This window comes from Pirellulaceae bacterium (assembly GCA_029243025.1).
GTDB lineage: Bacteria > Planctomycetota > Planctomycetia > Pirellulales > Pirellulaceae.
On sequence record JAQWSU010000049.1, the window covers coordinates 14,015 to 28,425 of the forward strand.

6 protein-coding genes are annotated in these 14,411 nt (G+C 53.6%); 3 read left to right on the forward strand and 3 right to left on the reverse strand.

The annotated features are described in order from the left end of the window. Nucleotides 1–343: 343 nt before the first annotated feature. The 3 genes from P8N76_23935 to P8N76_23945 form a co-directional block, all read right to left on the reverse strand. Nucleotides 344–1,243 (reverse strand): alpha/beta hydrolase, encoded by a 900-nt coding sequence (locus P8N76_23935; protein MDG2384740.1) that lies wholly within the window; start codon nucleotides 1,241–1,243, stop codon nucleotides 344–346. Nucleotides 1,244–1,364: 121 nt separating this feature from the next. Beyond that, the gene (locus tag P8N76_23940; GenBank protein MDG2384741.1) at nucleotides 1,365–2,024 is read right to left on the reverse strand and encodes an L-2-amino-thiazoline-4-carboxylic acid hydrolase; all 660 of its coding nucleotides are present in this window, start codon (nucleotides 2,022–2,024) and stop codon (nucleotides 1,365–1,367) included. Nucleotides 2,025–2,153: 129 nt separating this feature from the next. Continuing rightward, the gene (locus P8N76_23945) at nucleotides 2,154–3,650 is read right to left on the reverse strand and encodes a sulfatase-like hydrolase/transferase (GenBank protein ID MDG2384742.1); all 1,497 of its coding nucleotides are present in this window, start codon (nucleotides 3,648–3,650) and stop codon (nucleotides 2,154–2,156) included. Between the two features lie 987 nt (nucleotides 3,651–4,637). On the opposite strand from P8N76_23945, the gene P8N76_23950 reads away from it, so the two are divergent. From P8N76_23950 to P8N76_23960, 3 genes are all read left to right on the forward strand, one after another. Continuing rightward, nucleotides 4,638–10,883 (forward strand): peroxidase family protein, encoded by a 6,246-nt coding sequence (locus P8N76_23950; GenBank protein ID MDG2384743.1) that lies wholly within the window; start codon nucleotides 4,638–4,640, stop codon nucleotides 10,881–10,883. Nucleotides 10,884–11,133: 250 nt separating this feature from the next. Next, complete coding sequence (locus P8N76_23955; protein ID MDG2384744.1) at nucleotides 11,134–13,044, forward strand: DUF1592 domain-containing protein; 1,911 nt, start codon at nucleotides 11,134–11,136, stop codon at nucleotides 13,042–13,044. Next, nucleotides 13,044–14,408 carry a DUF1552 domain-containing protein gene (locus tag P8N76_23960; GenBank protein ID MDG2384745.1) on the forward strand — a complete coding sequence of 455 codons (1,365 nt, stop codon included), beginning with the start codon at nucleotides 13,044–13,046 and terminating at the stop codon, nucleotides 14,406–14,408. Before P8N76_23955 ends, P8N76_23960 begins: the two co-directional genes overlap by 1 nt. Nucleotides 14,409–14,411 lie beyond the last annotated feature (3 nt).

Consider the following 14,411-nt stretch of genomic DNA (forward strand, 5'->3'; position numbering starts at 1 on the left):
TTCATCCTTCCGCCAGCAATCCCCAAAAGCGCTCTCGAGCTAACGTCTGCGGTGCCTTACAGTTCGCAACTATCGATCGCAGGTGGTGGTGCGGAATCGAAAGGCCTCATTCAGTGTTAGGAGAACACCTACCAAAGGTCCCGAACGTTCACCGTGCAAGTTTGTCAACCCTTGACCTCACGACACAAGAAACCTGCCCAAACTTGCCGCTTGTGATTCAACGCACTCGCGGTGGAAAGACAGCAATGAGAAGAGTTAGACTCATCGCAACAACGGCACGCACGTCGCTGTCCATTGGAAACGGAATTGCCTGGCTAGGAAAACGTCTCGCTAATTCGTTCGTTCAGTCCGAAGCCTCAGTCGACCGCAGGTGTAAATCCAGAAAGGGCACAATCTCATTCCGATATTGATGAGAATTGTGTTCCAGCAAATCATCGTGCGCTGCATCAGCGAAAACCACGAATTGTTTCGGTTCGTTAGCCGCTTGAAACAACGTCCTCGATTCGGTCAACGTCGTATGCAGGTCTTGATCCCCTGCCGCGACCAACACTGGACAATCCGCTTTGACAATATGGTCCACCGGACGAAGTTCCGATGGTGAGACACCAAGACGCGGCTTCAACTGAACAAGCAAAGCAGGAGCCAAAACATAATGAAACGGTCCCAGTCGCATCTCGATACGATTGTGAACTGCCTCAGTGACGTCGGGATAAACCGATTCGAGCACGAGTGCATCGATATCAAGTGGACTCGCCAGCAATGCGGCCGCTCCTCCCAACGAGCGGCCAACCACACCAATTCGATGCTTCGGATTTCGTGACCGGACGAACTCTACGGCCGCGACAGCGTCGTGCCGCTCAAGTTCGCCAAGTGCAATCCGATCACCAATTGATTCACCATGCGATTGCAGATCGACGAGAAGCGTCGAATAGCCAAGGTCATGCAATAACTTTGCGCGCCCAAGCATCGATCGACGATCCGCTCGTATCGGATGCAATAAGACAATGGTTGCCACGGCATTATCGACCGGTGCATACCAAGCCGAAATGGACGCTGCCGATTTGGATGGAAAGGTGACTTCGACGGCCGGAAAATCACTTGGAGGCAGGCCCACCGATCGATGAGCGGGTGCGATTAACGCGTTTCCGACAAGCCAACAGACAGCAACAAACATCAAAATCAGAACAGCAACAACGCCTAATAACCATCGCCCCGTTTTCATCGTTCCGAAAAAACTATTCATACCGTTTCGCCTCGAAGAACACTCAAGTACCACACCCATTCGCTTTTACGATCCGACCCAGATTTAAGATTGCAACGATTTTCTTTCCCCTACGCCGGCTGCTTGACTGTTTCTTGTGAGATTACTTCACCTTCTCGATGGAAAAGATGCAGTTCTCACCACCGTAACCTTTGGTCGTGTATCGTACGCGATTAAATCTCAGGCCGTGCCGCTGCGGGCTCATGCGGTTGAACCACAAGCCATCGAGTCGACAGGCACAGGTAGTCAAGCGAGGAACACCATGAGCTGCAAAAAAGTTAAAATACCAACAACGCACGATCGTAAACGTTAGCTGCCGATCATCGGTTTTGATTTCCCAACGAAAAAAACTGCCGTATTGCTTCATAATTGAATCGAAGATTCTGCCTGCACGAACAACGTCACCTCGAAACGATTTCATCAAACGCTCTAGTACAAACAGGGTCATCGGCGTTGCGTGAGCCTTTTCCATCGAAGCAGCCAGCGCCTCGATCGTCTGATCGGGACCTTCGAATTCTGGCAGCAGCACCTGGTAGGCCGCCAAAATAAAACTACTCCACTCCAAATGTCCATGCGAAGGCGGGTCGGTGGCCAGCGACTCCTCGTTACAAACATAATCCGCCGCTCGTTGATCAATTTGACGCAAGACATTCTTGCGCTCATGAGGCAGCTTGACTGCGTTGATCAAACTACGAACACCTTTACGGGTGATGCCTCTCGTAAAGTGTCCGAAAAACAAATGTCGGATCCAATTAGTAACCACCCGTTGCTCCTCGGTCTAAACCGTTGACAACCGCAGCATCACGTTGCCAACGCGACCCACACGCACTACGAGAGCTTAGCACGGCCAAGCTGGCCATTTGAAACATGGCACTCACCGTGGTACGCGAGGTCAGTCAGTGTAATCCGCTTCGCGAAGACTATTCAGGACGGACTGCTGCCATTGGCGAAGCTTCCTAGCCAACTCATCGGCCTCAGCCGATTGACTTTCGACAATATTCTGGCTCTCAGCCGGATCCTTTTCGAGATCGAAAAGCTCTTGCTTCAGCTGTCCCTCATTCGTTTCCTGGAGAACAAGCTTCAAGTCGCCTTGAATGATCGAACGAGCGCCTAAAAAGTCGGCTTCGGCGATAGGCGGCTGATGATAATTCTTAAAATCCCGAGTTGGCTTGCCACGAGCCAATTTAACGAGCGGCGTTGTTCCTTCCTGGAGTTTCGGATCGATGTAGGGGGTCGGTTGAATCCCGCGAAAGCGTCGGGTGTTGTACATCCAAAAACAGAGGGGTGCGCCTCGCTCAACCATTTGACCATCGAGTAACGGCACAAGATCAATCCCATCCAGGGGTCGTTTCGGAGGCCGCTGTCCCGTCAGGGCACAAAGGGTAGGCAACAGATCGCTCGTGGATGCTCTAACCTTCGTAGATCGTGCTTCCGTTATTCGAGCTGGCCACTCGATCAGGCCAGGCACAAGCGTACCGCCCTCGTAGATTTGCCCTTTCACACCCAAGTGTGGCGAGGCAACAGCAGAATCGGGAGATGTTCCGTTATCACCGCAATAAAAGAGCAGGGTGTTTTCCCGGAGGCCGTTGTTAGCCAGATATTCCCGCAACTGACCAATGGCACGATCCATGGCAGTAATCTCTGCGTAACGTTCGCGCAGCACCTCACCCTGGGGTCGTCGAATCTGCTGTCCCGTTTGGTTCGACGTAAGTCGAACCTCCTTTTGCTTGTACTTGGCCGGTAAATCATCGTAGATCGCCAAATCATCAGGCAATCCACTGTACGGTTCGTGCGGCGAACCAAACCAAATCACGGTCAAAAAGGGTTTCTGATCCTGGTGTGCCTGGTTGATAAAACGAATGGCTTCACGCACCAATATTTCCGAACTTTCGCCGGCCAGGACTTCGGGCGCTTCACCATTGAGAGACAGCGACGGATTCAATTCAAAAAAATTGTCATGAGAAAGCCAACTGTCAAACCCCATGGCGCCTGGATTCGTCGGTGAGCCAGCCTTCACCGTGCCCACGTGCCATTTGCCAAAGTGACCGCATTGATAGCCGGCCTTTTGTGCAATATGGGCGAGGGTGACTTCCTCGGGCCGCAGTGACCAACCCGGGGCAAACGTTCCCATCCGATTCGGATGGCGTCCCGTGAGAAAACTCGCCCGTGTCGGTGAACAAGTTGGATGCCCCGCGTAAAACCGATCCAGTCGCAAGCCGCTCACTGCCATCTCGTCGAGAATCGGTGTCTTAACATGCGGATGGCCGTTGTAACCCGTTTCTTCCCAGCCGTGATCATCACCCATCAACAAGACAATATTGGGCGATGCGACGACATTGGACATCAACGCCAAGAGCAGGAGCAACGTGACAGGAAGGCAGTTACTCATCAGAACAGATCCTAACCTTATTACGGAGTAAACGCTTCAATGATGTCACCCACGATTTTCGGCAGTCTACCACAACGTCTTCCACTTTGCCGACAACGCAAACCACCTTTTGATTCCTCCCAGGCAAAAAAAATCATCGAGCTAACGATCCCCTTGAAACCTTACCCGCTCTAACTCGCTCTTAAGCAGCTTCCCCGAGACCACTCCCTCCATCACTTCTGCAGCCACAAAAAACCATGCGTTGCCAATCAAAGGGAGTCCTCAGCACTAATCGATCGCCACTGAGGTCCCGAGATCGGTAACGTCCAAGACAGAAAAAGTGCCGTTCCCTGTCTCTCGCCACATTCGATTCACAGCATGCCTGTCAAGTTCACAACCCGTTCAAAGGCAGCGTGTGCACATCCTGGATTCGTCTTAACACTTCATCTACGCGGCCAAGTTTGGCATGTCATCACCTGCCACGCCCAGGCCGTAGCTAAGGAAACAGCGAGCGCCAATTCAAGATCCCTCACTCAGCCAAACGCGTGTCAACTTGATTAAACACCGACCCGATCACCGCTGCCGATCTTCAATTTTCTGCTTGTCTTCCCTACTTTGCGCCGTTATTTTCCGAAGCATGAATCTTTCCTAACACCAAAAGTTTGAACGTTAACTTTTTGAACGTTAACTTGAAGCGGCCTGCTAACAGGCCGACCACCAAACTCCGCACACGGGACTTGTTCCACCTTGGCCTCGCACAGCACGACCTTTCGGCCCAGCGTTCTTTCAGCCTATCGTGACGGCTAATGACGCGTCGCAACGCCATGTCTTCCTTCACAATTCAGTCAAAACCACTTATCGAACTTTACCCGACGCAGCGGCGCCGTATCGAACCGCCACCGTGAGTCATCGACAAACAAACGATCAAGGATCAACCAAGGAAGCAAATAGCAGCGAAACTTTCCGACACGATCTATCAACTGTCAAGCCACCTAACGAAAGCCAGACATGAGTAAATATCGAAGAATCGCACGCGTCGAAAAACTTGAGGACCGAAACCTCTTAGCCATTGGACAAGGGTTTAATCTCAACGCGGCAGACGTCTCATTCATTGCGGATCAAATCAAAATCGCCGAATTCCACAGTGATACGGTAACGTTTTCAAATCCGTGCGGAACACTAATTGGCACCGCCGCATCCCAGATTCCAGTCGGTGCCAATGCCGAACTGCTACCCTTGGGTTTACGCACGATCGATGGTTCTTGCAATAACTTGGTAGCCGGACAAGAAGATTTCGGTGCGGCGGACCGTCCCTTCCCTCGACTAACCGCGCCGTATTATCGAGACGCAGAGAATCTGACGGTTGACCTTGATGGCCCTGGTCCCCAAAACATCGGTGATCCATCATCTTACGCTCAATTGACAGGAGTTGTTGAGGACAGCGAACCTCGAGTGATTAGCAATTTGATCGCCGATCAAACACCAAGCAATCCGGCCGCGGTAGCTGCAGCAGGGCCCGACATGGTTCCGGACACCGAGCATGGCGATGTGCTTTTCATTCCCAACGTGGCACCCGACGAGGGTCTTTCTGCGCCCTTCAACAATACGATGGTCTTCTTCAGTCAGTTTTTTGATCACGGCCTGGATTTAACGACCAAGACAGGGAGTCCGGTTTACATGCCATTGAAACCGGACGATTCTTTATTTGACCCGGAGCCTGACGCACTAAATTTCATGCTCATCTCCCGTGCGATTAATGAATCGGGCGTTCCCATCAACAACACGACGCCTTATGTTGATCAACAACAAACCTACGCGTCTCACCCGTCAATGCACATATTTTTACGAGAGTACGAAAACAATGCGGAGAATCTCCCGGTTCCCACTGGCCGCATGCTAACCAATTCACCTGACACGGGGATGGGCACTTGGACGGCGCTTAAGGCGCAGGCGGCCAGTCTACTTGGTATTCAACTAGTCGATCACGACGTATCCAGCGTCCCGCTGATGGCCACGGATCCCTACGGAAAATTCCTGCCGGGCGAAAATGGATATCCTCAATTCGCGTTACACAACGGCGAGTTACTCGAAGGCGACCCCACAGCAAACGGCGGCCTTGGTGTCCTTGTCCCTGCTAACGCTATTTCGACGGGACATGCCTTTCTCGTCGACATCGCCCACCATGCGGTTCCAGGCTCATGGAATCACGACTCCAATCCGGCCACGCCCCCAATCCTTCAGACCGCTGATCTGGATACGTTGACGGTCGACGACCACGACCCAGGAACCTTTGATGACGAAATGCTCGGTGCTCACTACGTCGCCGGCGATGGTCGCGTCAATGAAAACATTGGCCTAACCGCCGTACACCATGTGTTTCACTCGGAACACAACCGACTCGTCGAGCACATCAAAGAGATTGTCCTCAGCGCGGATGCCACGCTACTCGACGAATATCAGGTCAGCCCGGGTATCTGGGATGGTGAACGCTTATTCCAGGCCGCCAGATTTGTCACAGAGATGGAATACCAACATCTGGCGTTTGAGGAATTCGCGCGAAAAGTCCAGCCGCAAGTCAACGTCTTTGACGGATACGACGCAACGATCGATGCGGCGATCACCGCGGAATTTTCACAGGCTGCCTATCGTTTTGGGCATTCGATCCTACCGGAAGTTCTTGCTCGTACTCATGACGGAACCTCCAACACGATCGATCTATTTGATGCATTCCTGAATCCGCTCGCTTTCGACGAAAACGACAGTTTGACAGCGGACGAAGCTGCGGGAAGCCTCTTCCAAGGCTTGACCCACCAGATCGCCAATGCATTGGATCCGTTCATCAGCGAGTCGGTTCGGAATACCTTGGTAGGTCTTCCTCTAGATTTGGCAGCCATCAATATTGCTCGCGGACGCGATTACGGCTTACCGCCGCTCAACCAAACACGTCGTGAGCTTTTTGAAATGAGCCCCAACACGGCAGTGCAACCCTACGAAAGCTGGATGGATTTCAGCTTCAACCTCACGGTGCCAGAGTCCCTGGTAAATTACATCGCAGCCTACGGCACTCACCCCACGATCACCGCATCTACCACCGTCGCCGCCAAGCGAACAGCGGCTGATGCCTTGGTCACCGGATCACATTCCGACAGTACAGATTTCATGCACAGCTTGGGCGATTTCGCCAACATCGACGGCATCACCACCACAGGTGTCGACGAGATCGATCTTTGGATCGGTGGACTTGGCGAACAGACACAACCCTTCGGCGGCATCCTCGGTGATACCTTCAACTCAATCTTCGAGTTGCAAATGGAAATGCTGCAAGAAGGCGATCGGTTCTATTACTTAGAACGAACAGCTGGCATGAACTTGTTGGTCCAGCTGGAAGGCAATTCGTTTTCTGAGATGATCATGCGCAACACCAGCGCAACCGATTTACCCGCTGACGCTTTTTCAGTGGCCACTTACTTTTTCGATGCCGCGGTGCAGGGCTCCCAACCCATGACGCCGATCGTGGATGATCCGAACACGCCATACGATGAGCGGACTTTACTGGTTCGTGAACTTGCTGGAACGATTCGATATCCGGGCGGAGATCATGTCAATTGGGCCGGTAACGATTCAGCTATCCCTGGCGAGGGTGACCGCATCCGATCTGGTGCCGGTGATGACACCCTCATGGGGAGCGGAGGAGACGATCGCCTTGAAGGCGGAAGCGGGAACGACAACATCATCGGCGGATTAGGCGATGACATTATCACAGATCTTTTCGGCGACGAAGACATCAAGGGAGGTGACGGAAATGATGCCATCTCCTCAGGACAAGGGTTTGATCTGCTCCAGGGCGGTCGTGGCATGGACTTTATCATCGGTTCCACCGATCCGAAGGAGATTCTTGGGGGACCAGGAAACGACTTTATATTCGATGGCGATGCAGGCGGTGATAGTCACGGAGATGACGGCGACGACTGGATCGAAGGGGGTCGGCAAGGCGACGGGCTCGAAGGAGACAGCGGGCTAGTATTTCTAGCGGGTCCGGACATCAACACAGCTGGCCATGATGTCCTGAACGGCAATGAAGGCAACGACCAATATTTTGCTGAAGGAGGTGACGACATTCTCATCTCTGGCACGGGGCAAGAGAGGTTCATGGGGCAGTTTGGTTTCGACTGGGTGACGCATTACAACGATCCCCAGGACGCCGATTCCGACCTACTCAACAACGTCTTTGCCCCTCCACTCACCGTCAATGATTTCGATCGCTTTTCTGGCATCGAAGGGCTATCCGGTTGGAGCAGGGACGATGCGCTCCGTGGCGACGACGCCGGTGAGATCGACTTAGCTGGACCGCTCGGATCCAACCACGAATTGAACGCGGCCGGTATCACCCGAATCGCCGGTCTGGCCTCCATCCTCCCCGCGGAAACGACATCATTCAGATCGGGTAACATCCTTCTGGGTGGCGGTGGCAGCGATACACTCGAAGGTCGGGGTGGCGATGACGTCATTCATGGAAATGCCTGGCTGCGTGCTCAACTAATGGCGCCAGATCCACAGGGAGAACCAGGTGCGACACAACTCGTCGACAGCATGATTGACCTCCAGGCCGACGTCTTTGCGGGCCTGATTAATCCGGGTGACATCTCGATCGTACGCTCGATCGAATCAAGCGATACGGGTACCGATACGGCCGTTTATTCCGGACCTCTTGCCGACTATGACCTCGGCGTGAGTAACGGCACATTCACGGTAGATCATGCTCGAGGAGACGGCCTCAGCAACGACGCTCAGCTGGACAATGGAACCGACCTGGTGACGGACGTCGAGCGTCTACAGTTCGCCGATCAGACGATCGATCTCCCCACTCCTCAGGCCCCACGAAGCCTCATGTTCTCCACATTGGGCAACAATGCACTTCCCAACCTTGCCGGCGCGCCAGACGATGCCGACATTTACCAATGGGCCGGAAGCGGTGCGAATTACAGTCGGATCGAGGATGCATCCTCCATGGGCCTGGCGGGTAGTGCTGACATCGATGGATTGTCCGTGGTCACCAATGGCCATTTCTTTGCCACCTTTAATAATCCGACTGTAATACCTGGCCTAGGCACCGTGCAGGACGAAGATGTCGTCCTATTCGAAAACGGCGCGTGGTCCCACCATTTCGACGGTAGCCTTCACGGTCTGGCCGGCCCCGCCGGCTTCGACCTGGATGCCATCAGCGTAGATGGTTCAACCACCTACTTCTCAATCGTCGACAATGAGACCTTACCTGGCGTCGCTGGCACCGGCGATGATGCCGATATTTATTCATGGAACGGGGTAAGCTTTGCACGTGAATTCGATGCATCCACCGTCGGCCTTGCGACTACGGCAGATGTGGATGCAATTTCGTTTATCGCACCCAACCATTTCTTCCTTTCCTTTAACTCAGCAACGACGGTGCCGATCTGGGGTCTTATCCAGGACGAAGATGTGGTCTCCTATAATGCTGGCGTTTGGAGCTTGGAATTTGACGGATCGAACAATGGACTGAGCGGCAGTTCAGGATTGGACCTGGACGCCATCAGCATGTCGGAAGGGCCTGATGTCACGCGACCGGAGTGGAGCTCTGGCAACGTTACGGCGTCCAACGAAACCGAAAGTTCATTCGACCTGGAATGGTCGGGAGCTAACGACGACATCGGTGTCATCGCCTACAACGTCTACCTTGATGGCAATCTTGCTCAGACCGTCGCAAGCAGTTCAACCACGGTCGAAGGGCTCCAGTCTGAAACAACATTCGCTGTCACCATTCAGGCGTTGGATGGAGCCATGAATGAGTCGGTGAATGGTCCATCAACGTTCGCAGCCACCAACGGACCTGATCTGACCCCACCCAATTGGTCAGGAGGAGTGGTCACTGCCTCCAATGAGACCGCCAGCACCATCGACCTCAACTGGTCGGGTGCGCAGGACAATATGGGCGTTACTGCGTACCGGGTATACGTTGACGGCAGCCTCGACCAAACGGTCACGGGGACTTCCACAACGGTCAGTGGACTGGCTCCCAACACCACGATCGACGTCACCATTCAGGCAACCGATGAGGCCTTGAACGAATCCATTGATGGGCCCTCCACGTCCGCAACCACCTTGGCCGCCAATGTGCTGACTTTCTCCACCTTGGGCAACGGAAAACTACAGAATCTTGATGGCGCAGCAGATAATGCAGATCTGTATCAGTGGTCCGAAAGTAACGTGAACTTCGAGCGACCTTTTGATGCAACCGCCATCGGGCTAAGCGATAAGGCAAACGTCGATGGTTTGTCAGTGGTGGGCAACCGACACTTCTTTGCCTCGTTCACCGCGTCGGTTGAGGTGCCCGATATCGGCACCGTTGAGGACGAGGACGTTGTCGAATTCAACAATGGAACATGGACCCTGTTCTTCGACGGCAGCCATTTCGGACTAGGAACAGCCGGCGGCTTGGATCTGGATGCGATTAGCGTCGACGGCTCCACTCTATATTTTTCGACGATCGGCAATACCAAGCTCCCCGGCGTCGATGGTCAAAAGGACGATTCTGACGTTTACTCGTGGAGCGGTTCGAGTTTTGCTCGCGTCCTCGACGCCACCGAGATTGGGCTACCCAAAGCAACGGATCTCGACGGGTTGACCCGAATCGCACCGGAACATTTCTTCTTTTCCTTCAACGTCCCCACATCGGTACCAACCCTGGGTAGAGTCGAAGACAAAGATGTAATCGAATACAACGCTGGCGTTTGGAGTGTTTTCTTTGACGCTCTCGCCAACGGAATTGGCACACGTGGGTCCTTTGATTTAGATGCCATCAGCATCTCCGTTCCCTTAGGCAACGGTGGAGAAATCCCGGCCAATCACGATGGAACCTTTCCCGGTGCAAGGCTACTGGGAGATTTCAATGGAGATGGGCGCCTGAATCACATCGATGTCAAACTCCTCTCTGCCGGAATCCAGGTCTCGGATCTAATCTTCGACTTAAATGAAGATCACACCCTGGATCAAATGGATATGGACGTGATGGTGGAAGACATCTTGCGCACGAGTTACGGCGATGCAAATCTGGATGGCCGATTCAACTCATCCGACCTGGTTCGTATCTTCCAGGCTGGAGAATGGGAAGACGCCGTGCATGGAAATTCAGATTGGTCCGAAGGGGACTGGAACGGTGATGGCGACTTTGATTCTGCTGATCTCGTGCTCGCCTTTACGAAGAATAGCTTCTCAAGTTAGTCCCGAGCGATTGTCGGAAATCTATCTTTCCAGCCCTTACCTTGGCACGGTTTTCAGCACTAGACCGTGCCTTGGACTGCCACGCTCCCAAAGCGTGGCCTCATAACATCCCGCTCGACAATCAACGGATGTTCGTGAGCCCTCGTAAAAGGTAGAGAAATCAAAACGAGTACCATGACGGTGAGCGATTCGAGATCCCCCACATTTAAACAAGCTTGACTCGCGAGTCCCGGCAGATGAGAATCCGGTCATGGGTTTGCCCGACCATTCACAATGCGCCCGTCGCTGGACACTTTCACTTCTCGCAACATTTTGCGGAAGTTCGCCCTTTGTGCATGCGGATACCAGTGCGACGCAACTGAATGCATTTATCGTTCAACACTGCACAAGTTGTCATTCGGGTGATGAGTCCGAAGCCGACCTCAATCTGGCGAGTCTTGCGGATCAACAACTCACGCCAGCCAACCGCAAAACTTGGATTCGTATCCTTGAAGTGCTGCATCGTCGTCAGATGCCTCCGAACGGTGAATCGCAACCGAGCGAACAACAGATTCAGACCACAACCAAGACGCTCCATTACCGCCTGCTGTTGCTGGACGGCCTGAAAGGGCCCAATCCTGGCCACGTGACACTGCGACGTTTAAACCGCACGGAATACCAGAATCTCATTACTGATCTGTTTCACATCAACATCGATGTGACAAAGGACTTCCCCGCCGACGACACAGGATATGGATTCGACACCATTGGCGATGTACTCTCAATTTCCCCACTGCTGTTCGAGAAATACCTAGCCACCGCCGAGAAAATCACCGACGTCATTTTTTCCAATCAGGAAATCAGCCCCGAGGGAACGGAAAAGTTCCGAGGAGACATTCCGAGCGACGACGATGATTGGAAAAGCTACGCCCGCCACATCCTTGCACCGGTGGCCCGCGGTGCCTTTCGGCGACCTGTGCGCGATGATGAGTTGGACAAGTTGCTTGAATTCGTCGATCAAGCCAAAGAGAACGACAAAAGCTTTGAGCATGGCATTCGCCTCGCGTTGCACGCGATCCTGATCTCCCCAGACTTCCTATTTCATGTCATCCGTACGCAATCTTCCAAGGAAGAGGAAGCCGAGACGGTCGTGTCGCTCAGTGAATTTGAATTCGCATCACGGCTCTCATTCTTTCTTTGGAGTCGCGGTCCCGACGAAGAACTTTTTGCACTCGCAGAACAGAACCGGCTTCGGGACGACACCATTCTGACGCAACAAGTTCGCCGCATGCTCGCCCACGAGCGCGCGGGGGCGCTCGCCGACAATTTCGCCAGTCAGTGGCTCCAATTATCGCGCCTTACCTCGGTAGCACCCGACCCAGATCTCTTCCCCGATTTTGACGACGACCTGCGGCTTGCCAGTCGGGAAGAAACAACCCGTTTCTTCGCATCGATTCTGCGTGAAGACCAGAGCATCCTGACTCTCCTGGATGCCAACTATTCGTTTCTCAATGAGCGACTGGCTCGCCATTACAATATCCCAGAGGTAAACGGTCCCGAATTCCGCCGCGTTTCTCTACCAACGCGGCGTCGAGGCGGTCTCCTGGGGCAATCAAGCATCCTGACCCTCACCTCGAATTCCACTCGCACCTCGCCCGTCAAACGAGGCAAGTGGATCCTCGAAGAGATTCTGGGGGCACCGCCCCCACCGCCGCCACCCAATGTGGAAGATCTTAGTGAGACCAAGGAGGCCGCCATATCAGCCTCATTGCGAGACCGACTAGAAGAACATCTCAGCAACGAAAGCTGTGCATCCTGTCACCGTGTCATGGATCCGCTAGGCTTCGCCTTAGAGAACTACAATGCCATCGGTGCATGGCGAGAACGAGATGGTAAATTTCCCATCAACGCCTCGGGCACCTTACCCGATGGTACTTTTCTGGACGGACCCCGCGGAATTAAGTCGGCCCTTTTAGCACGTAAACACGATTTCGTGCGATGCCTGACCGAAAAGATGTTCGTCTATGCAATGGGTCGCGGCATCGAGTATTATGACCTTGCCGCAATCGAGACGATTGTAACCGCGGTAGAAAATGACAATTATCGCATGTCCCGGTTGGTGCTTGAGGTTATCCGGTCGGTCCCGTTTCAGATGAAACGCCAACAACGGAGATCTTCCTAATGCGTACGCCAATGGTTTCGCGTCGTGGGTTTCTACGTGGCATGAGCACGGCGATTGCTTTGCCAATGCTCGAATCAATACCGTTGCGAGCGGATGAGCGAGGGGACGCCCAACCACCTCAAAGGCTGGCTTTCATCTATATTCCCAATGGAGTCCAAATACCGGAATGGACCCCTGAACTCACCGGTGTAAATTATGCACTGCCCCCCATCCTCGAACCGCTCCAGCCGCTGCAAGAAGATTTCTTAGTCCTCAGCGGCTTAACCCACGACAAGGCGCGACCGAACGGCGACGGTGGAGGTGCACACGCCCGCTCCTGTGCTTCATTTTTGACGGCCGTTCAACCGGTTAAAACGGGTGGCTCCGATCTTCGGTTAGGTCCTTCTGTCGACCAGCTCGCAGCTGACGTTATCGGACAAGGCACCCGTCTGGCATCGCTGGAACTGGGCGCCGACCGCGGCACCAAAGCGGGTTCCTGTGACTCAGGTTACAGCTGCGCCTACACGCATAACATCTCTTGGAGATCGGAAACAACGCCGATGCCCAAGGAAACCGATCCTCGTGTGGTATTCGAACGACTCTTCGGACAAGGAAATAGTTCCGTCGACAGAGCCACTCAAGCCCAACGACTCCAGGAACGTCGCAGCGTCCTCGATTTCGTTCGTGAGCAAGCTCGAGGACTAGAAGGACAGGTGAACAACAAAGACCGGCAAAAGCTTGACGAGTACTTCACCGGCATCCGTGAAGCTGAACGAAAGATTGCCGCCACTACAAGCGGAAGTCTAGCTCGTAGGCCTCTCGGCGCGACGGCCCCACCACCCGGCGTTCCAGAAGCTTTTCCGGACCACCTTCGACTCATGAGCGATATGCTTGTACTGGCTTTTCAGGGTGACGTAACTCGCGTCTCCAGTTTCATGTTCGGCAACGCGGGCAGTAACCGGAATTACCGCTTCATCGGCATCCCAGAAGGACACCATGAACTGTCGCATCACGGTGGAGACCTGAAAAAACAGGCCAAGATTGCCAAGATCAATCGATTTCAAATTGAACAATTCGCCTATTTACTGCAACGGTTACGTCAAATCCCAGAAGGCGAAGGTACGCTTCTCGACCAATGCATGATCGTCTATGGCAGCGGCATGAGCGACGGAAACAAACACAATCACGAAGATCTTCCGATCTTGCTTGCCGGCCGTGGCGGCGGAACGATCGACACGGGTCGCCACGTTCGCTTCCCCCAAGAAACGCCACTCGCAAATCTATACGTTGCGATGTTGCATCGTTTGGGAGTACCCATCGATGAGTTTGGTGATAGTACGGGAGAGCTTGATCAACTCAGTGTCGGGCTGCCAGCAAGATCCTGACCA